At 73.6% G+C, this 18,458-nt stretch carries 19 protein-coding genes; 8 read left to right on the top strand and 11 right to left on the bottom strand.

What is annotated here, in order from left to right:
* The first annotated feature begins 139 nt into the window (after positions 1-139).
* Together ACFVGO_RS15800 and ACFVGO_RS15795 are read left to right on the top strand one after the other, a co-directional pair.
* The gene (locus tag ACFVGO_RS15800) at positions 140-874 is read left to right on the top strand and encodes a hypothetical protein (protein WP_380632227.1); all 735 of its coding nucleotides are present in this window, start codon (positions 140-142) and stop codon (positions 872-874) included.
* Between the two features lie 598 nt (positions 875-1,472).
* A complete protein-coding gene (locus tag ACFVGO_RS15795; protein ID WP_359904158.1) occupies positions 1,473-1,913 on the top strand; it encodes a hypothetical protein in 441 nt (146 codons plus the stop codon).
* Between the two features lie 30 nt (positions 1,914-1,943).
* Here the strand turns inward: ACFVGO_RS15795 and ACFVGO_RS15790 are convergent, their stop codons facing one another.
* Entirely contained in the window at positions 1,944-2,540 is a 597-nt protein-coding gene (locus tag ACFVGO_RS15790; protein ID WP_359904161.1) for a DinB family protein, read from the bottom strand.
* A gap of 206 nt (positions 2,541-2,746) precedes the next feature.
* Here ACFVGO_RS15790 and ACFVGO_RS15785 point away from each other — a divergent pair, with 206 nt between their 5' ends.
* Positions 2,747-3,328 (top strand): GNAT family N-acetyltransferase, encoded by a 582-nt coding sequence (locus ACFVGO_RS15785; protein WP_380351929.1) that lies wholly within the window; start codon positions 2,747-2,749, stop codon positions 3,326-3,328.
* On the opposite strand, the gene ACFVGO_RS15780 is transcribed toward ACFVGO_RS15785, so the two are convergent.
* The 4 genes from ACFVGO_RS15780 to ACFVGO_RS15765 all read right to left on the bottom strand — a co-directional run bounded on the left by ACFVGO_RS15780 (position 3,322) and on the right by ACFVGO_RS15765 (position 7,361).
* A complete protein-coding gene (locus ACFVGO_RS15780; RefSeq protein WP_380632225.1) occupies positions 3,322-4,542 on the bottom strand; it encodes a S8 family serine peptidase in 1,221 nt (406 codons plus the stop codon). The two genes, ACFVGO_RS15785 and ACFVGO_RS15780, sit on opposite strands and share 7 nt — an antisense overlap.
* Before the next feature lie 84 nt (positions 4,543-4,626).
* Entirely contained in the window at positions 4,627-6,063 is a 1,437-nt protein-coding gene (locus tag ACFVGO_RS15775) for a hypothetical protein (protein WP_380632223.1), read from the bottom strand.
* 37 nt (positions 6,064-6,100) lie between these two features.
* Positions 6,101-6,550 (bottom strand): hypothetical protein, encoded by a 450-nt coding sequence (locus ACFVGO_RS15770; protein ID WP_359904173.1) that lies wholly within the window; start codon positions 6,548-6,550, stop codon positions 6,101-6,103.
* Between the two features lie 97 nt (positions 6,551-6,647).
* Positions 6,648-7,361, bottom strand: a complete 714-nt coding sequence (locus tag ACFVGO_RS15765; protein ID WP_359904176.1) for an endonuclease V — start codon at positions 7,359-7,361, stop codon at positions 6,648-6,650.
* A gap of 222 nt (positions 7,362-7,583) precedes the next feature.
* Between ACFVGO_RS15765 and ACFVGO_RS15760 the strand changes: the two genes are divergently transcribed.
* Positions 7,584-7,886 (top strand): hypothetical protein, encoded by a 303-nt coding sequence (locus ACFVGO_RS15760; protein ID WP_380632220.1) that lies wholly within the window; start codon positions 7,584-7,586, stop codon positions 7,884-7,886.
* Between the two features lie 36 nt (positions 7,887-7,922).
* Here ACFVGO_RS15760 and ACFVGO_RS15755 read toward each other — a convergent pair whose 3' ends face one another.
* Positions 7,923-8,675: an RDD family protein gene (locus ACFVGO_RS15755; protein ID WP_359904181.1), complete on the bottom strand. Its 753-nt coding sequence runs from the start codon at positions 8,673-8,675 to the stop codon at positions 7,923-7,925.
* Between the two features lie 73 nt (positions 8,676-8,748).
* On the bottom strand, positions 8,749-10,389 hold the full coding sequence (locus ACFVGO_RS15750; protein WP_380632218.1) for an RDD family protein: 1,641 nt from the start codon (positions 10,387-10,389) through the stop codon (positions 8,749-8,751).
* A 405-nt stretch (positions 10,390-10,794) separates the two neighbouring features.
* On the opposite strand from ACFVGO_RS15750, the gene ACFVGO_RS15745 reads away from it, so the two are divergent.
* Positions 10,795-11,211 (top strand): SsgA family sporulation/cell division regulator, encoded by a 417-nt coding sequence (locus ACFVGO_RS15745; protein ID WP_097237712.1) that lies wholly within the window; start codon positions 10,795-10,797, stop codon positions 11,209-11,211.
* A 173-nt stretch (positions 11,212-11,384) separates the two neighbouring features.
* Here the strand turns inward: ACFVGO_RS15745 and ACFVGO_RS15740 are convergent, their stop codons facing one another.
* From ACFVGO_RS15740 to ACFVGO_RS15730, 3 genes are all read right to left on the bottom strand, one after another.
* Positions 11,385-12,785, bottom strand: coding sequence for a glycosyltransferase 87 family protein (locus tag ACFVGO_RS15740; protein ID WP_359904187.1), 1,401 nt, complete (start codon positions 12,783-12,785; stop codon positions 11,385-11,387).
* Positions 12,786-13,021: 236 nt separating this feature from the next.
* Complete coding sequence (locus ACFVGO_RS15735; RefSeq protein ID WP_380632261.1) at positions 13,022-14,593, bottom strand: sensor histidine kinase; 1,572 nt, start codon at positions 14,591-14,593, stop codon at positions 13,022-13,024.
* Between the two features lie 59 nt (positions 14,594-14,652).
* Entirely contained in the window at positions 14,653-15,357 is a 705-nt protein-coding gene (locus ACFVGO_RS15730) for a response regulator transcription factor (RefSeq protein WP_380632215.1), read from the bottom strand.
* Between the two features lie 134 nt (positions 15,358-15,491).
* On the opposite strand from ACFVGO_RS15730, the gene ACFVGO_RS15725 reads away from it, so the two are divergent.
* On the top strand, positions 15,492-16,037 hold the full coding sequence (locus ACFVGO_RS15725; RefSeq protein ID WP_380632213.1) for a hypothetical protein: 546 nt from the start codon (positions 15,492-15,494) through the stop codon (positions 16,035-16,037).
* Positions 16,038-16,151: 114 nt separating this feature from the next.
* Here the strand turns inward: ACFVGO_RS15725 and ACFVGO_RS15720 are convergent, their stop codons facing one another.
* Positions 16,152-16,694 carry a VOC family protein gene (locus ACFVGO_RS15720; RefSeq protein WP_380351918.1) on the bottom strand — a complete coding sequence of 181 codons (543 nt, stop codon included), beginning with the start codon at positions 16,692-16,694 and terminating at the stop codon, positions 16,152-16,154.
* Between the two features lie 342 nt (positions 16,695-17,036).
* Between ACFVGO_RS15720 and ACFVGO_RS15715 the strand changes: the two genes are divergently transcribed.
* Positions 17,037-17,498, top strand: a complete 462-nt coding sequence (locus tag ACFVGO_RS15715; protein ID WP_359904275.1) for an Lrp/AsnC family transcriptional regulator — start codon at positions 17,037-17,039, stop codon at positions 17,496-17,498.
* 153 nt (positions 17,499-17,651) lie between these two features.
* Positions 17,652-18,422 carry a helix-turn-helix domain-containing protein gene (locus tag ACFVGO_RS15710; RefSeq protein ID WP_380632211.1) on the top strand — a complete coding sequence of 257 codons (771 nt, stop codon included), beginning with the start codon at positions 17,652-17,654 and terminating at the stop codon, positions 18,420-18,422.
* The last annotated feature ends 36 nt before the right edge of the window (positions 18,423-18,458 follow it).

Here is an 18,458-nt window from a genome sequence, read left to right as displayed (position 1 = left end):
GTAATTGACGCTCATCAGGTTGTCATATGTGATCGAAAACGATCGTCGACCTGGTCGCCTGACCCAGAGTGATCAAAGGCATACGGCGAGGGATGCCCAAGGCGTCAATCCCGCCCCGGGGATTGCCTAGGCTTACGTCATGTCACGTGACGAGACCGCCGGCCTCCGCGCGGCCCAGCTCCGCCTCGGCCGCCTGCCCGGATACGTCCGCCGCCCGGACCCCGCCCGCCGCAGCGGCGAAAAGGGCCATACGTACAAGAAGGGCTGGGAGGTCCGCTTCACCGCCCGCAGTGAAGCCGAGATAGCAGAGATCCGCGACCTCGTGGTCGCCGCCGGGTTCGCCCCGGCCAGGCCCTTCTTCAAGGGCCATCAGCTCATCCAGCCCGTCTACGGCATGGCCGCCGTACAGGCCTACCTGGCCGCTAGACAGGCTGCCGAGGAACACGCCGCCCGGGCCGCACTCGGCCGCCGACGACGGGCCCCGGGGCAGCCCGCCGGTGAGCACGCCCCCGGAGCCGTCACGGGCGGCGGGCACACCCCGGGGACGCACACCCCGGGGACGCACGGCTCCGGGGCGCTCTCCACCGGTCCGCACGCCTCCGGGGCGCTCTCCGTCGGCCCGCACGGCTCCGCAACGCACGCCGTCGGCCCCCACGGCTCCGCAACGCACGGCTCCGGGACGCACGCCGCGGGCGCCGCGCACCGGCGCGAGCGCGAGGAGGCCGCCGCCGGAGCAGCCGCGGCGGCTGCGGCCGCGGCCGCAGCCGTGGCACAGGCGGCCCGGCGACGGGCCGTCGAAGCCTTCCCGACCCAGGTCGAGCGGGACACCGCCGTCGACCGGATCACCCCCACGGAGGCCCGTACGACCTCCTGACCGGCGGCCGCTCCGCCCGCCCTCCCGCCCCGGCCGGTCCCGTTCAGGCCGGTTCCGTTCAGGCCGGTCCCGTTCAGGCCGCCGGGGCGCGGTCGATGTGCCCGGCGGCGCCCGGCCGCCACGGAACCGCCCCGACGCGCACGCCGTCGACGCCGTCAACGCCGCGCGCACGACCGTCACCGTGATGACGACCGTGTCCCCGTCCGTGGTGATCTCCGCGACGATCGTGAGTGCGGTTGTGCGGGTGGTTGTGCGGGCGCAGGTTCGCGCCCTGAGCGTGGACGCCAGCCTCCTCAGGCCCTACGGTGTCACATCAACTGCCTTGCAGCCACAGCCGTCCTACACGCTCTGACCAGCTGCGACACCCTCGCACCTACGAGTCCCCCGTCACTGCGCAGTACTGCCCCGCCGGCCCTCGCCGGCCGCCTTCCCGGCCGTCCCGCCGCCGCGCCGCACCCGGTCGCCACCGGAACCGGCCTGGCGGCGGCGGGTTCCGGGCATTCCATCGGATTGGTCACCCAGCGCACCGAGGGCCTACCGTAGAGTGAGCACAGATGATCGACCGTCAGAAACCCATCTCCCTTTCCGAGAAGCCGAGATGACCAACCGTCACGAGAGTTCCGCCGAGCCGCCCCCGGGGCCCGGCGAGCCGGCGGACGTACCACTGGAGTTCACCGCGTTCTGCGAACTCCACCGCCCCCGGTACCTCAGCTATGCGCGCGTGTGGCTGACCGAGCACGCCGCCGCGGCCATCGCCGTCCAGCAGGCCTTCGCGGAAATCGCGGTGCACTGGCGGGAGTTGATGGGCAGCTCCAACCCGACCGCGCACGCCTGGGAAATCCTGCGCGGCACCGTCGCCGAACACACCCGCCGGGTGACCGCCGACCCGGACCGGCGCCCGGCCGAGGACGACCTGGCGATCCTGCACTACGTCGTCGGCCTCGCCGCCCCCGAGATCGCCGACGTCATCGGCACCGACGCCGCCAGCGTGGCCGGACGGCTGCGCCGCACCATGCTGCGCGAGGCCTCCGGCTGGTGACCCCGCGCCCCCGCCGCCCCCGGCCCGGCCTCAGACCCGTTCGCCCGTCACGTCGAACAGATGGTGCACCGGGTCGTGGATCAGGTACCGGGCGAACGACTCGACCGTGAACCGCGCCCCGTCGCTGCGGTTCCCGGTCCGCCCCCACTGCTCGCCGGCCACCCGCTCGAAGGCCCCTGCGAGCCTCTCCGCGGCCTCCGCCAGCTCCCCGGCCACCACCTTCGGGTCCTGCTCCCCGTAGCGCTCTGCGACGGCCGTGTCGTCCTGGTCCCAGTTCGGGAACAGCGGGTCCTCCCGGTCCAGCATCAGGCCCAACCGGACCTCGAACAGCCGGAAGACGTCCCGGACGTGGCACGCGTACTCCAGGTCCGACCACACCCCCGCGGCGGGCCTGCGGCGCAGTCCGTCCGCCTCCCCCGCCAACACCGTCAGCCAGCCCTCCGCATTGGCCCGGACCATCCCCGCAACGTCCTCCCGGACCACCCGCGGAGTGTCCAACCCGCAGTCGGGACACGGGCGTTCCAACACCCAGGTCCAGTCCTTGGTGTCCGGGACGATCCCGGCGTCGGTGCTGTCGGTGGCGGCGATCGACGTGCTCTCGACTGGCGTGCTCTCAGAAGCGCTCATGGGCCCAGCATCTCCACCACCCGACAAGCCCCACCAGTGGCAATGACGCCAGCGATCGCCGAAATGCTGCCACCCCCGGCGCACCGACCGGCGCATTCCCTCATCACACGCCCCCATCCCCGCGCGCACACCAACCCGATGCGCACCCGCACCACCGGGATCAAATACGTGGACGAACCGGAAACCGGCCCGCCATCCTGAACGCCATGACCGCCGACACCACCAACCCCGCCGACCTCGCCGCCCTCGCCGTGAAACCCACCCTGCACGGCCCCACCATCCGGCTCGTCCCCCTCGACGAACGGCACACCGACCCGATGTGGGAACTCTGCACCGACAAGACGACCAACCGGCTCACCGGCACCCGCACCGCCTTCACCCGCGACCGGATCCACCAATGGTGCGCCACCCGCCCCGACCAGCCCGACCGCCTCGACCTCGCCGTCGAGGACCCCACCACCGGCCGCTTCCTCGGCGAAACCGCCCTCACCGACGTCGACCCCGACAACTCCTCCGCCAGCTTCCGGATCGCCCTCACCCCGGACAGCACCGGCCGCGGCATCGGCACCGAGACCACCCTCCTGGTCCTGCGCCACGCCTTCGAGACCATCCGCCTCAACCGCGTCCACCTCGAAGTCTTCGAGTACAACGAACGCGCCGCCCACGCCTACCGCAAATCCGGCTTCACCCTCGAAGGCCGCTCCCGCCAGGCCCACCACTGGGACAACCGCTACTGGGACGTCCTCCAGATGGCCGCCCTACGCGACGAATGGCTCACCACTCACTGATACGAACCCCCACCCGCCGCCCCCCGCCGCCGCGCCCGCACCACGAGCGCCACGACGCCACCGACCACCAACACCAAACCCCCGGCCGCCACCCCCACCACGACCCCCACCCCGCTCCCGCTGCTCCCGCGGTCCCCCTCGGGGACCATCGGCTCCACGGAGGGCTCGTCGCTCTCCTCAGCAACCGGAGGCGGGGTGCCCAGCGATTCCACTCGATTGACGAGCGGATTCTCCCGGGGACCGTTGTCCACGGCGGAGTTCGGTTCCAGCGCCTTTGCCGGCGAGAGCACCCCGTAGCCATAGTTGCTATTGGGCACTGCAGCCCCGTCGAGCGGCGGAGCGGCCGACTTGATCATGCGATTAATCACCTGCCCAGCCGACAGGCTTGGGTATTTGGAGCGAATGAGCGCGGCCGTGGCGGAAACATAGGCGGTGGAGTCAGAAGTGCCGTTCCCGATCGCGTAGCTCGTCTGGGACTTCGCCGAAGCACGGTAGATCTCCACGCCGGGCGCAAGAAGTGTGAGTTCCGGGCCCGGCTTTGAGCTGTTCCATACACCCCCCTTGGAGTCGGCTGCCCCGACAGCCACCACCCCGGGGAAGGCGGCCGGGTAATTGACACTCAAATCCGTGACGCTGTTGCCTGCGCCTCCGATCAGCACGACATCCTTCGACACGGCGTAGGCAACGGCCTTGCGGGCCTGCGAGTCGAAGCGGAACGGCCCCCCGATGGACATGTTGACGACTTTCGCGCCGTGGTCCACCGCGAAGCGGATGGCCGCCGCAAGGTCGTTCTGCTCGGGGGCCGGGCCGCCTTCGCTCGTCCTCACCTTGATCGGAAGGATCTTCACTTTGGGGGCCAGGCCCATCACTCCGGCCTGTGCACCATGCCCGTGCCCCGCAATCAGGCTCGCCATGCCAGTGCCATGGCCGTCAGCATCGACTCGGCCGTCCGACGTGGTGCCGGAGAAGTCAGCCCCGGGAAGGACCTGTCCGGTCAGATCCTGATGGTCCGGGTTCACCCCGCTGTCGATCACCGCGACGGTGACACCGTCGCCCTGACTGACTGGCCATACCTTCGTCTCTACTTCAAAAGTCTTCAAAGCCCACTGCTGGTCTCTGATCTGATCGGCCAATGCCGCTGGTGCTGTGACAACCCAGATCAAGGTCCCCGCGGCAAGGGCCGCCGTACCACGCGCCAACAGGCGGCTCGCCACCCGAACACCTCACTCAATGAGGCATCCCGCAGATCACCGACCTGCGGGATGCGATCAGATCACCTGTCCGCTTACAGAGCGAACTCATTCCACCACGTTCGGATTGGTCGGCTTGTCCGACGCCCAGGTTTCCTCGTCCTCGACCAGGTAGTCCGGCCGTTTGCCATCCTTGCCCTGGCCCTTCCTGCGGCGCTGCGCCTCGCTCATCGGGATGCCGGGAGACATGACGCCCGTACCACGGGCCCCTGATTCGGCAGTCAGTCGACTGCGAGCTCCCAGCCCGGATCCGCCTTCCGTGAAAGCCTGTTTGCCGCCTGCTCCAGCCCCGGGAACCGCCTCACGGACGGCACCACCCGGGCGGGCCGATGGCCCACCCACCGCCTGGTTGGAACCGGCTCTCCCGCGGCCCCCGGGTCCCGTACCCGGATGGACCTCGCCACCGCCACCAGTGCCAACGGCTCTGCCTCCGCGTGGGCCCGGGCCCTCCACCGGCGTCGCACCGACGACGAACTCCCTACCGCTGAAGCCGCCCTTGCTCTGCCCGGGAGCAGGCCCAACCGGGGTGGGCTGCATGGTTGACCCTCCAGGACTGACACTCGTCTGCGTACCGCCGCCGGCGACCGGCCCACTCGTGGGGCCCGCAGGCGATGGCGTACTCAGACCGGACGTCTGAGTCCCGGAGGTAACGGGGCTCGGCACGCTTCCGCTCGGACGGGACACCGGAGTACCCGAGATACCGGCTTCAGGACCATTGCCCGTGGCGGCCGACAGCTTTGATGGAGCTTGCGCCACACCACCCTTGATCCCGGCGTCCGTCGGGGCGGCCACCCTGATGGGCGTGTTGCCAGCCGTCACCGGGGACTGGGAGTACTTCGGCCGCCGTGGTGCGGCCGCAGTTGCTGACCTCGCAGGCGTTCCCCCGACTCCGAACGACGTTCCCGAGACCACTGCGGCTGCCACTGCGGCTGCCCCACTCGGGTCGGCCTGCGATCCGACGTCACGGCCTTCGTCAACCGGCGGACGTTGAAGTGGCGGCGGGGGCTTCAGGGCCGGGGTGGCGATGCGGTAGTGCATGGCGAGGGTTTGCATGATGGCGGCCGCTTCGGCCTTCTTGCGGTCGGCGAGGGGGAGGTGTTCGTCGTCGTCGCCGAAGAGGGCGTCGCCGACGGTGTCCTTGACCTTGTCCCAGTTGCCGGGTTCCTCGGGCATGTCGCGTTTGGCCTTGGCCATGGCTTCGGAGGCGGTGTGGAGGATGTTGGCGGCGTCGTTGGCGTAGGCGGCGGCGTTGTTGATGCTGGCGGCCAGGGTGAGCATGCGGGTGTGGAAGGCGTCGCTGGTGGTGCCTTCCCAGGAGGTGGCGGCTTCGGTGCTGGCTTTGGTGAGGGTCTGGCGGATCTGTTTGAGGGTGTCGGCGGCCTTGCGCCAGGGGTCTCCGGCGGCCATCACCGCGCCGGGGTCGAGGGCCTGTGCCATGGTGCGGAGCTGGGCGTGGCTGTACTTGGTGAAGTCGGTGTAGACCACGGGCGGTCGGCCTCCGTTCGGTCCGGGCGGGCGGCGGTCAGACGGTGGCGTTGCCGCGGGTGGACGGGGTGAGGTTCTGCTGGGCCGCGGCCTGGCTGCCGGCGGAGGGGTGGGCGACGGACCAGCCGTCGTCGCCGAGTTTGAGTTTCGCGGCGGCGTGCTGGTCCTGCTCCTCGTAGTTGGCGGCGGTGAGGTCGGCCTTCTGCTGGGCCTCGTTCACGGCTTCCTGGAGCTGGTTGAGGACGTCGCGCAGCGCGTCCCGCATGGTGCCGTAGCGGCCGTGGATCTCGGTGGCTTCGGCGAAGGTGCCGAAGGCGTTCTTGCCGATGCCGCTGCGGCCGTGCGTGTCGCTGCCGTCGGCGTGTTTCTGGAAGTCGGCGAGCAGCAGCCGTACTTGGCCGGCGAAGGCGCGGAGTTGTTCGACTTCGATGCGGTAGCCCTGTCCGGCTCCGCCGGTCGATCCGGTTCCGGTGGTCCCTGATCCCATTTCGGCGCCTCCCCCGTGCGTCCGTCCCTGGCGGTCGGGGCCGGGCCCCGGTGTCTCATGTCTAACACACCGGGCCCGAATCCCGCCCGGGGCTTGGTCAGTTCGCGGTCGTCCCGGTCCGTCGGGCGTCGGTGAGGGCGCGTCGGCAGAGCGAGTCGGCGTGCCGGGTGGTTTCGGGGAGGCGGTAGTGGCGGGCGAGTTGGAGGGTGGTGCGGACGGCGGTGTCGAGGCCGGTGCGGTGGCCGACGGAGACGAAGACGGGTTTCACGCCTTCTCTGGTGCGGACGGCGCGGCCGACCTCCTCGCCGGTGGCGGGGTCGGTGAGCGGGGTCCAGGAGCCGCGGGGCGCGTCGGGTTCGTGGTGGTCGAAGGTGAAGGGGGTCTTGGCGACGCCGAGGGTGCGCAGTCCGGTGAGGACGCCGAGGTGGCTGGCGAGGCCGAGGCGGCGGGGGTGGGCGAGGCCGTAGCCGTCGCAGACGACGAGGTCGGGGGTGCGGGTGAGTGCGGCCAGTGCGTCGAGGACGGCGGGGAGTTCGCGGAAGGCGAGGAGTCCGGGGACGTACGGGAAGGCGATCCGGCCGACGGCGGTGGCCTGTTCGACGACGGCGAGGGTGTCGCGGTCGAGCAGGACGGCCGCGGCGGCGACGAGGTCGTGGTCGTCGTCGTAGGCGACGTCCACGCCGGCGACGAGCGCGTCGGGGCCCGGGTCGCCGGGGGCCTCGTCGTCGTGGGCCTGGACGAGCGGGCGCAGCCGCTCCTGTTCGGCGAGTGCCTCGGCCTCGGTGGTGGGCCAGTCGGCGGGGATGGGCATGGTCGGTTCCCCCGGGTGCGGTGGTGTGCGGCGGTGCGTGGTGTGGACGGGTTTCGCCTCACCGTACCGACCGGGCCGGACGACCCCGGGGTGAGCCCGTGCGCCCCCTGTGCCCCCGCGTTCGGGGGCTAGCCTGGACGTACCCGTCTCCCCGCGGGGTAGGAGCACTGGAACCCGGCACCATTCCCGCCCGTTTCCCCCGACGTGCGAAGGACCTCCGCCATGCCGCGCCCCTCCGTCGCCCAGGTCTGCCTCGGCTCGTTCACCGTCGTCGCCACCACGGTGGTGCTGCTGGCCGTTTCGGGTGCTTCGGGCGTCCTGGCGGTCGCGGTGCTGGTGGGGTTCGCGCTGGTGCTCGGCACCGTGGTGACGGTGCTTTCGATGTCCGCCGCCGCCGCGAGGGCCGCCGCCGCGGGGGCCGCGACCGTGGAGGCCGCGACCGTGGAGGACGGCGCCGCGGACCCGGCGCGGGCGCCCCGCCCCGCTGCGGCCGCCACCGGGCACGCGTACGCCCGGCAGCGCTGATCCGCCGCCGGGCGCCGGTGTGTCCTGCGCCGCCGCTCAGACCTCCGTGGTGACCACCACGGTCTTCGCGGCCTTGTCGTGCAGGCATTGCCGGTAGGGCTTGTCGAAGACGCCGAAGAACCCGTCGATGATCCACCAGAGCGCGGCGCAGCAGAGCACGGCCGGGAGGATGAAGACGGCTGCGCGGGTCCAGGCGGCGGCCGGGGTCGGCTTGTTCCCGTCGACGAGCATGGCGACGCGGACCTTCGTCGCCTTCTTGCCGAGGGTCTGGCCGTCCCGGCTGAGCATCAGGGCGTCGTAGACGAGGTAGATGGCGCAGCCGAGCCAGAACGCCTCGGTGGAGCCGTTGCGCGTGCCGAGGTCGACGAAGGGTCCCACGATGATCACGGCGACGGCCTGCACCAGGAGGTAGTCGATCAGCCGGGCGAGGATCCGTTTGGGCCAGGTGCCGAGCGGCGGCATGCCGGGGACGGGGCCGGCGCCGGGGGTGCCGTACGCGCCGGGGCCGTAGCCGTGGCCGTACCCGGGCGGCGTCCGGTCGTACGGGGGTTGGCCGTACGGGCTCTGACCGGGGGTCGGCTCGCCGTACGGGCTTCCGCCGTAGGTGCCCTGGTAGGCGCCGGGACTGCCGGACGGCTCATGGGGCTGCTCGGGGGACGGCTCGGGGGACGGGGTCGGGCCCGACGGCTCGCCTTCCGGCGTGCCGCCGCCCGACTGCGGGGGCTGCTTGTCGAAGGAGGGCTTGCCGCCCCCCTCCGGCTGGGGGCCTGAGGGGTCGTGGGTGCTCATGACCCCGAGTAGAACATCACACATTCTCGATGTTTGGGACATTCTGTCCGTTTTGCACTGGGCCTACCGGCCCTCAGCCGCGCACCACCCGGGTGCGGGCCGCGCGGTCCTGCCACCCCCGCCGCGCCGTCCGGTCGAACACCGGCCAGACCAGGCCGAGCAGCAGCACCGTGCCGAGTTGCCGCACCGCCCACCGGAGGAGCGAGCGGCCGAGGCTCAGCCTGGTCCGGCCGGCCGGGGCGGCGGTGTCCACCACGCGGATCCGGGCCAGCCGCTTGCCGAAGGTCTGGCCGGTGCGGGCGACCGGAAGCACCTCGTAGAGCAGGCTGACGAACAGCAGGATGCCGATCAGGACGGCGATCTTGCCCAGCACCACGTCGTCCACCAGCCAGACCTGGATCTGACGCCGGCTGAGGGCGCTGGCCATCCGGGCCTGGTCGACCTTCTGCTGGAGGTGGTCGGTCACCGAGCGGCCGAGCGGAATCCCGGCGGCGACCGCGACCACCAGCAGCACGGCGGTGTCCACCGTCCGCGCCGCCAGGCGACGGCCGAGGCCGGCCGGCACGGCGACCCGGGCGGTCCGGGCCGTCCGGGCGGGACGGGCGGGACGGGTGACGCCGGCCGCCCGGGAGGACGCGGTGGCAGCCGTGACGGCGGGGGCGGCGGCGGAAGGTCGGGGCTGGACGGCGGTCTCCCGCACCGTCCGTACGGCGGGCAGCGGGGCGGCGGAGGCCGCCATGGTCCCGGCGGTCACGGCGACCGCAGCCGGGGTCTGGACCGGGGCTGGAATCGCCCTCTCGCCGACCACCGGCACCGGGCCCGAGGCCAGGACGGCCGGCACCGGCGCCTCCCGCACGGTCACCGCCGCGGCGGGAGCGCCGGCCGCGGCCAGTTCGACGGCAGCCGGAGCGCGCTCGGGCTCCGCGCACCCCTCCTCCGCATCGAGCGCCTCCGGAAGCACCCCCCAGGAGACCCAACGCGGCGCGTCGCCCGTCTCCATCAGGCCCGGCTGCGCCCGGGGGTCGGCCTGCCACCCGGACTCCCCGACCACGGGCGCCGGGGCCGGCCCCGAGCCCGACCCCGAACCCAGGGCCGCGCCCATCCCCTGGACCGCCTCGGGCACCGCACCGACGGCCACCGGCTCCTCCAGGGGCCCGGGCAGCCCGGCGCCGGCGAAGCCCGACGGCACCACTGGCAAACCCCCAGGCGAAACGCCCGGTGAAACGCCCGACGAAACCCCCGGCCCATCGACCGTCCGGAACACCGGCCCGCCGATCACCTCCGCCACCCGCGGCCCGAGCACGAAGGACGCCCCGCCCGAGGTCTGGTCGAAGTACACCGGCCCGGTGTCACCCCCACCCGCGGGCGGCCCGACCCGGACCTCCGCCACCGCCCCCGGCACCACCGGCTCCGGGGCCATCCGCTCCGGGGTCACCGGCTCCGGCGCCGCTGCCACCTCCGGGAGCCCGGCCGGCTCCGGCACCACCGGCGACCGCACCGGCCGCACCGCCGCACCGCCCGGGGCGGACCGCCGCGTCGCGTACCGGGGCGGCTGCAGCACCTCGCCCCCGGCGGGCGCGGGCCGGCTGGTGCCGGGCACCCAGGCCGAGCCGCCCCAGTACCGGACGAAGCCGGGGATGGAGGGGTCGGGGTAGTAGCCGGGCTCGGGTGCGACGGCCGGGTCGCCGTCGGCGGCGAAGGGGCGGTCCGTCATGGGGGTCTTCTTTCCTGGCAGGTCCTGACGAGGACGGCGCGGGCCGACCGGGCCCGACCACCGCAGACGCGTCCACGCGCGCGCACGACCCGGCGCGCGCCCTGCGCTCGGCGCGCGTGGGGGCGCCACCGATGGGCGGACAGTCGCCGGACAGTCACAAAGGGTAGTACCTCACCGCAGCCGTGACGGAAAGTTCGCGATTCCCCGGACAGCAGGGGGTAGCTCAAGGTAGGGAACCCAGCGCACGACATTTGCTCGCGCGCCGTGCCACCCGCCGTTCACCACCCTCACCAAACTTCCCGAAGAAATCCCGGAAACGTGTGTAAGAGCCGGTGCGGACCGCCCTCTCAAAGGTCACAGGGGCCCGGAACCGGGCACCGCCCGAAGGCAGAGAGGAAGACGATCATGGAGCGTCCCGTCAGCGTCGTCGAGCACGAGCTGGAGCTCAACCTGGTGCTCTCGCCGGAACACAGCGTCCCCGTCCCGGCCCGGCTGTCCTACGGCAGCCACGACCCGTACGCGGTGTACATCACCTTCCACCTGGACACCGGTTCGCCGGTGACCTGGGTGTTCGCCCGCGAGCTGCTGGTCGAGGGCACCTTCCGCCCGTGCGGCCAGGGTGACGTGCGGATCTGGCCGACCCGTTCGGGCCGGCGCAGCGTGCTCTGTCTGGCGCTGAGCTCGCCCGCCGGGGACGCCCTGCTGGAGGCCCCGCTGCCGGCCGTCGCGGCCTGGCTGGAGCGGGCACACCGGCTGGTTCCGCCGGGCAGCGAGCTGGCCGCGCTGGACATGGACGGCTCGCTCGCCGAACTGCTCGCCTAGGCATGCGCCGCAGCGTGCACCGGCTCGTGCACCAGCACCAGCACCAGCACCCGAACCAGCAGCACCAGCACCAGTATCAGCACCCGGACGAACTCCCCCAGGAACGCGACCACGCCCGCAAGGACCAGCGGCGGCAACGGGAGCGGGGAAGCAGGAGCGGCGCCCCCGCCGGCTCAGCGGGCCGCGGGGGCCTGCTGACGACCGCGGGCGGTGTCCGGCCCCCCGGCGTCCCGCTGTCCGGGCAGCCGGACCAGCGGCGCGCCGGCCGAACGCCGTCGGGCCCTTATCCGGACGGCGGCGGCGAGCAGGAAGCAGAGTCCGACCCACGGATAGACCGAGGTCGGCAGCTGGCGCCACGGTGACATGTCGAGGACGGCCAGGCCGACCGGCTTCGCGGCCCACATCGCGAAGGACAGGAACGCGACCAGCGTGGCCCAGAAGACGGCCCGCCAGCGCAGCCGGCGGACGCCGGCCGGGCGGGCGCGCTCGACCGAGGCCTCGGCGGCGAGCAGGACGAGCATCGGCACGCACCAGACCCAGTGGTGGGTCCAGCTGATCGGCGAGATCAGGACGGCGGTGACGGCCGCGCAGCAGACGCCCCAGGCCTCGGCCCGGGGCAGCCAGCGGCCGCTGCGCGCGGCCCAGGCGGAGACCGCGAGGCCCGCCAGCGCGATCAGGCCGGCCCCGAGGGTGGCGACGGTGCCGGGGTCGGCGCTGTGCAGCAGGCGGGCGAAGGCGCCGCGCATCGACTGGTTGTCGACGATCCAGGTCTTGCCGACCCGGGAGGAGTCGTAGAGGTACTTGGTCCAGAAGCCCCAGGTGGCGTCCGGCAGGACCAGGGCGCCGAGCAGGAAGGTGCCGAGGAAGGTGAGGCCCGCCACGAAGGCGGCCCGGATCCGACCGGTGATCAGCAGGTAGACCGCGAACAGGCCGGGGGTGAGCTTGATGCCGGCGGCGATGCCGATCGCCACGCCCTTGCTCCGCCGCCCGTCCGCACGGGTGAGGTCCCAGAGGATCAGGCAGGCCAGCGCGAGGTTGATCTGGCCGTAGCGGAGCGTGGTGAAGACCGGTTCGAGCCAGACCCCGAGGCCGGTCGCCAGGATCACGCCGATCGGCCGCAGCTCGCGGCGCGGCCAGCCGACCAGTTTGAAGGACAGGTGGGTCAGCAGGGCGAGCAGCCCGACGTTGCCGAGAGTGATCGCCACCCGGAGGAAGGGCACCGGGAACCAGGTGGTCGGGACGAACAGCATCGCCGCGAACGGCGGGTACGTCGCGGGCAGGTTCCACTCGGTGACGCGCAGCGCGTACAGGTCGGTGCCGTTGGCCACGGCGGCGCCCTCGGCCCGGTAGACGATCATGTCCACCATCGAGGTGTGGACGAAGTGGCGGACCACCGCGTACACCAGCAGGGACAGCAGCGCCACGGCGGAGGCCGCCAGCAGCGGGCGCCGGGGGGCCTCGCGCAGCGCCCGGACGGGGGCGCCGAGGGACCGGCGCAGCCGGTCCGACAGGGGGGCGGGCGAGGGGTCGGGTGCGGTCCGCACCGGGCTGCGCTCGTCTTGCACCGCTGTCACTGTCCACTCCGTCCACGGCTCGGCCAACCAGCGACGATACCGGATGCCGTCCGAACGGAACCGGACACGATCAACTACCCAGCGTGACAAAGCGGCTCTGACCGGCCGCACTCCGTCGCGGACGGAGCGCGAACGGCCGGAACCCGGACGGCCGGAACCCTGACGGCGTGAACCCTGACGGCGGGAACCGGACGGTCGGAACCCGGACGGCGGGAACCGGGACGGCGGTCGCCCCCTCACCTCTGGAACAGCGCGCCCCGGCTCCGCCGCCGTCCGCCCCGCGCGGGCTCCGCCTCCTGGGGCCCGGTGCGCAGCCGCAGCCGGGTCTCGGCGCCGCCGAGCACCGCGGAGCGGCCGAGCGCGACGTCCCCGCCGGTGGACTCGGCGAGCTTGCGGACGATGTCCAGGCCGAGGCCGGTGGAGCCCTCGCCGCCGTGCCCCTCGCCGCGCTTGAGGGCGGCGGCCGGGTCGCTGTACCCCGGTCCGGCGTCGCCGACCAGCACGATCACCGAGCAGTCGGTGGCGAGCACGTCCACCGAGAAGGCGGTCCCGACGGAGGTGTGCCGGAAGACGTTGCCGAGCAGCGCGTCGACGGCGGCCGCGAGGTCCCCGCGCTGGACGGGCACCGGCGCCGCCCGCTCGGCGCCGGCCAGCTGCCAGCGGCGCCCCTCGTCCTCGGCCAGCGCCGACCAGAAGGCGACCCGTTCCCGGACCACCTCGGCGGCGTCGCAGCCGACGGCGACGGCGGGCGCGTCCTCGGGGGCGCGGCGGGCCGAGCGGATGATCTGGTCGACCTCGCGCTCCAGCTGGGCGACCGCGTGCCGGGTGGCGTCGGCCGCGTCGCCCTCGCCGAGCGAGGCGGCGTTGAGCCGCAGCACGGTCAGCGGGGTGCGCAGCCGGTGCGACAGGTCGGCGGCCAGTTCCCTTTCTGCGGCGAGGAGTTGGACCACCCGGTCGGCCATGGTGTTGAACGCGTGGCCGGCCTCGCGCAGTTCCTCGGGGCTGCCGTCGACCTGCTTGCCCTCCACCGGGACCCGCACGGAGAGGTTCCCGGCGCCGAGCGAGCGGGCGGCGGCGGCGAGCTTGCGCGCGGAGGCGACGATGCGGCTGCCCATCCGGTCGGCGACCAGCACCGAGATGGCGACCAGGCCGAGTGCCACGGCGGAGAGCACCTGCCAGGCCGTGGCGACGCCCCGGGTGAGGTCGCTCTCGGCCACGAACACCTCGACCACCGCGGTCCGCCCGGTGTCCACCGCGACGGGCTGGAGCAGGGCGTACCCGCCGGGCACCTTCACGGTGAAGGAGCGGCCCTGCCCGCCGGCCGTGGCCACGTCGGCCGTGGTGGCGCGCCCCTCCCCCAGCATCGGGCCCCCGGGCTCGCCGGTCCCGGCGGCCGCCGTCCCGGGGCCGCCTCCGCCCGGCCCTGCTCCGTCGCCCTCGACGGCGTGGGCCGCGTCGCCGCCGCCTCCGCTCCCACCGGCGGTTCCACTCCCGCCACCGGCTGCCGCGATGCCGGCTCCACTTCCTCCGCCGGCTCCACTTCCCCCGCCGGCTGCCGCGCCACCGTGGAGCGCGCCGCCGCCACCCGCCCCGGCGGGCTGCCCGGCCGCCGGTAGGTGCACCGCCATCCGCCCCTGCCCGCCGGCGTCCGTACTGGCCAGCGCCCGGGTGATCGCGTCCTCGTCGGTGGTGATCGCCAGGGCCGGCCCGAGCGCCGCGGCCTGCCGCTCGGCGGCGGTGAAGGCCCGGTCCCGTGCGGTCTGCTGGACCATCAGTCCGAGCGGGATCAGGAAGGCCAGCGCGACCATGGTGGTCCCGGCGACGGCGGCCTTGATCAGGGCCCAGCGCAGCGAGCGCCCGAACCGCCTCATGTCCGGTGCTCCGCCGCGCCCCCGACGGCTTCCAGCCGGACCCCGACGCCCCGGACGGTGTGCAGGTAGCGGGGGTTGGAGGCGGTCTCGCCGAGCTTGCGGCGCAGCCAGGAGAGGTGGACGTCGATGGTCTGGTCGCCGCCGTAGGTCTGCTGCCAGACCTCGGCGAGGATCTCCTTGCGGGGCACCACGACGCCGGGCCGGGCCGCCAGGAAGGCCAGCAGGTCGAACTCACGGCGGGTCAGGTCGAGCGGGCTCCCGTCCAGCGCGGCCTCCCGCCGCTGGAGGTCGATGGCCAGTCCGCCGACCCGCAGCACCTGGGCGACGGGCGCCGCGCCGCTGCCGAAGCGGCGCAGCACGGCGGTCATCCGGGCGCTGAGGTGCTCCCCGGAGAAAGGTTTCACCAAGTAGTCGTCGGCGCCGTCGTTGAGCAGCCGGATGATCTCGGCCTCGTCGTCCCGGGCGGTGGAGACGATCACCGGCACATTGGTCAGGCCCCGGATCATCTTGAGCGCCTCGCTGCCGTCCAGGTCGGGCAGTCCGAGGTCGAGGATCACCAGGTCGCAGCCGACCTGGGCGACCTCCCGCAGCGCCTCCAGAGCCGTGCCCACGCTGCGGACCGCGTGACCGGTGTCGGTCAGGTGGCGGATGAGGGCGGAGCGTACGAAGGGGTCGTCCTCGACCACGAGCACTGTTGCCATGGGCCTGCACGGTACGCCATCGCCGGTCAGTGGTCTGTACCTCGGGGGTGGGTCCGGACATTGTGCAACTGCCCTGCCGAATACCGGGGGTGCCGGTCTCCATCCGTTTGGAAATACGGCAGGATGTGCGGACGATGCGGAACGGACTGGTACAGCTCGGCGCCTGGGCGGCGGCCACCGGGGCGGCGGTGGCGCTGTCCTGGCTCGGCGTGCACGCGGTGCTGACCGGCGCCGCGTTCGAGCAGCCCACGGCGATCGCGCTGCCCTCCCCGAAGGCCGAGGGCACGCCGCACTCCGCGCCCGCCACGCCGGACCAGCCGCGCTCCACCGCACCGTCCACGACCCCTTCCCCGGCGGCCTCCCCGACCACCACCCCCGCCACCGCCCCGCACGGCCCGGCTCCCGCCACCGCCGCCACGACGCCCGGCCGCCGGCCCGCCCCCACCACCGCCGCGACGTCCACGGTGAAGAGCTACCCGATCCCCGGCGGCAAGGTCGCGCTGGACCTGAAGCCGGACCGGGCCACCCTGGTGTCCGCCGCCCCGGACCCGGGCTGGCAGATGCAGGTGTGGACCGACGGCCAGTGGCTGCGGGTCGACTTCACCCGCGGCGACGAGGCCAACTCGGTCTTCGCCTCCTGGAACGGCCACGCGCCGATCGTGGAGACGGTGGTCCGCTGACGCGCGGGCCCCGACACCCCGCCACCCCGACACCCCGTCAGGCGACGGGCGGCGGCACCGCCGGCCGTCGCACCGCGAGCGGTCGGACGGCGGACGGCCGCACGGCGGGCGCCGTCAGAAGCCGTCGCACGGCACGTACCCCGGCAGGTACGGCCCCACGTACCCCGCCCGGTCCACCAGCGTGTGCCTGGTCCCGCCCGGCACGCCGATGGTGGCCAGCACCACCGCGCCGTAGTCGTCCCGCGCCTCGTAGGGCTCGGTCAGCGACAGCGCGCCCCGGTCCACCGCGTAGTCATAGGCGTAGTAGACGTCCGGCACGCTCACGGTGAGGTCCAGCACCCCGTCCCCGTACCGGTCGAGGTACGCGGTCAGCTCCCGGCCGCGCGGGCCGGTGGTCCGCACCGGGGAGGTGAGCACGATCCGCGTCCCCGGCGCGGCGAGCACGTACGAGAGGGTCTCCGGGTCCCCGGTCCGCGGCCCGGCGTACGCGGTACAGCGCAGCCCGAGCGCGGCGCAGTAGCGGCGGGCCGCCCGCTCGGCGTCGGCGACCGCGAAGACCACCGCGTCGGCGCGGCCCATCGGCAGCGGCCCCTCCTCCGCGGGGTCCGGTACGAGGCCGGCCCCGAACAGGACGGGTTCGGCGGCGGTGTCGGTCATGACTGCCCTCCCGGTAGGCGTACGGACCATCCTGGCCGTCCCGGGCACCGGGGGTGGGGCCCTGCGCACGGGGGTGTGGCTGGAGGGTGGCGCCGGTCCGACCTGCGCGCAACTGTTCCGTTTCCTCCTGGTCAAGCTGTGCCCCGGAACGGGAGAATCGGCCGCGCCGCTGTACAGAATGCCCACCACAGGACGGTGCCGTCGATGCCCCCCGCTCACGTCCCGAGCTCCCCCGGCTCGCCCAACTCCGCCGCTCCGCAGGGATCTTCCTCCGCTCCGCAGGGGTCTTCCGCCGCCCCGCAAGGCCCGTCCGCCGCCCCGGCGGGCAGCACCAACGACGCCATCGACCTCCTGGACGGCCGGCTGATCCGGCTGCTCGCCGAGGAGCCCCGGATCGGGGTGCTGGAGTGCTCGCGCCGGCTGCAGGTCGCCCGGGGCACCGTGCAGGCCCGGCTGGACCGGCTCCAGGCCAAGGGCGTGATCGGCGGGTTCGGCCCGGAGGTGGACCCGGCGGCGATCGGCTACCCGGTGACGGCCTTCGCCACGCTGGAGATCTCCCAGGGCCAGGGCGCGGACGTGCGGGCGCACCTGGCGAGCGTGCCGGAGGTGCTGGAGCTGCACACCATCACCGGGATCGGGGACATGCTGGTGCGGATCGTGGCCCGGTCCAACGCCGATCTGCAGCGGGTGATCGACCGGGTGCTGGGCTTCGACGGGATCGTCCGCTCGTCCACGGCGATCGTGCTGGAGAACCCGGTGCCGTACCGGATCCTGCCGCTGGTCGACCAGGCCGCCGCCGAGTAGGAGGATCGGATCGGTCCGACGCGCCGATTCGGGCATATGCGTGAGGCGCCGACGGCCGCAAGATTTCTATATGAACGTTCTACTACCTCTCGCGCCGCCCTCCGGTCCGCTGATACCCGCGGCAGCCGCGCCCCGCGCCGGGTCGGCCCCGGCATGACGAACGCGGTCGCGGCCGTCGGTACCGCCCCCACCCTCATCGCCTCCGCCCAGCGCGCCCTGCGCCTGCTGGAGGCGGCCGCCCGATACCCCAAGGGCGCCACCGCCAAGCAGCTCGCCCGGGACACCGATCTCGCCCTGGGCACCGCCTACCACCTGCTGCGCACCCTGGTGCACGACCACTACCTGGAACGCCGCAGCGGGCTCTACCGGACCGGCCCCGCGGTCGCCGGGCTGATCCGGGACGACGGCCCGGCGACCGGCCGGGCCCGGCTCCGGACGCTGCTGGGCGTGCTCGCCGACGAACTGTCCGCCGCCGTCTACTTCACCTGGTACCGGCACGGCGAGGTGGAACTGGTCGAGGCCGCCGAGGCCCCCGGCGCGCCGCTGGTCGACCGGCACGACTTCCGGGCCGGCGCGCACGCCCACGCGGCCGGCAAGACCCTGCTGGCCCTGATGACGGCCGAGGAGCGCCGGGCCCACCTGGCCCGCCACCCGATGGTGCCGTTCACCCCGTACACCCTGCGGGACCCGGCCTGCCTGCCGCTGCTGCCGCGCCAGGGCCCGCGGCGGGCCGTCCCGATCACCCAGTTCCAGGAGTACGCGCTCGGCACGGCGGGTGCGGCGGTGCCGGTCGTCGCAGGCACCGGCATCGGCGCGATCTCGGTCTCCCTGCCGATGGCCCAGGCCCACCGGCTGGCCGGGATCGCCGCCCGGCTGAGCACCCGGGTGGGCGAGGACTTCGCCGAGATGGCCTTCGGGGTCTGACCCCGCCGACCGGGCCGGCCCCGTGCGGGAGGGGCG

This window comes from Kitasatospora sp. NPDC057738 (assembly GCF_042798815.1).
GTDB classification, from domain to species: Bacteria; Actinomycetota; Actinomycetes; order Streptomycetales; family Streptomycetaceae; genus Kitasatospora; species Kitasatospora lactacystinica.
Note: the sequence above shows the minus strand (reverse complement) of the source record. Positions and strands in the feature narration are given on the sequence as shown.

Excerpts from the sequence above, each read along its gene's own strand:
- ACFVGO_RS15750 (WP_380632218.1), bottom strand. The coding sequence starts at position 10,389 with ATGACGGACCGCCCCTTCGCCGCCGACGGCGACCCGGCCGTCGCACCC.
- ACFVGO_RS15725 (WP_380632213.1), top strand. The coding sequence starts at position 15,492 with ATGCGGAACGGACTGGTACAGCTCGGCGCCTGGGCGGCGGCCACCGGG.
- ACFVGO_RS15760 (WP_380632220.1), top strand. The coding sequence starts at position 7,584 with ATGCCGCGCCCCTCCGTCGCCCAGGTCTGCCTCGGCTCGTTCACCGTC.
- ACFVGO_RS15720 (WP_380351918.1), bottom strand. The coding sequence starts at position 16,694 with ATGACCGACACCGCCGCCGAACCCGTCCTGTTCGGGGCCGGCCTCGTA.
- ACFVGO_RS15745 (WP_097237712.1), top strand. The coding sequence starts at position 10,795 with ATGGAGCGTCCCGTCAGCGTCGTCGAGCACGAGCTGGAGCTCAACCTG.
- ACFVGO_RS15710 (WP_380632211.1), top strand. The coding sequence starts at position 17,652 with ATGACGAACGCGGTCGCGGCCGTCGGTACCGCCCCCACCCTCATCGCC.
- ACFVGO_RS15755 (WP_359904181.1), bottom strand. The coding sequence starts at position 8,675 with ATGAGCACCCACGACCCCTCAGGCCCCCAGCCGGAGGGGGGCGGCAAG.
- ACFVGO_RS15795 (WP_359904158.1), top strand. The coding sequence starts at position 1,473 with ATGACCAACCGTCACGAGAGTTCCGCCGAGCCGCCCCCGGGGCCCGGC.
- ACFVGO_RS15800 (WP_380632227.1), top strand. The coding sequence starts at position 140 with ATGTCACGTGACGAGACCGCCGGCCTCCGCGCGGCCCAGCTCCGCCTC.
- ACFVGO_RS15730 (WP_380632215.1), bottom strand. The coding sequence starts at position 15,357 with ATGGCAACAGTGCTCGTGGTCGAGGACGACCCCTTCGTACGCTCCGCC.
- ACFVGO_RS15770 (WP_359904173.1), bottom strand. The coding sequence starts at position 6,550 with ATGGGATCAGGGACCACCGGAACCGGATCGACCGGCGGAGCCGGACAG.
- ACFVGO_RS15765 (WP_359904176.1), bottom strand. The coding sequence starts at position 7,361 with ATGCCCATCCCCGCCGACTGGCCCACCACCGAGGCCGAGGCACTCGCC.
- ACFVGO_RS15785 (WP_380351929.1), top strand. The coding sequence starts at position 2,747 with ATGACCGCCGACACCACCAACCCCGCCGACCTCGCCGCCCTCGCCGTG.
- ACFVGO_RS15790 (WP_359904161.1), bottom strand. The coding sequence starts at position 2,540 with ATGAGCGCTTCTGAGAGCACGCCAGTCGAGAGCACGTCGATCGCCGCC.
- ACFVGO_RS15735 (WP_380632261.1), bottom strand. The coding sequence starts at position 14,593 with ATGGTCGCGCTGGCCTTCCTGATCCCGCTCGGACTGATGGTCCAGCAG.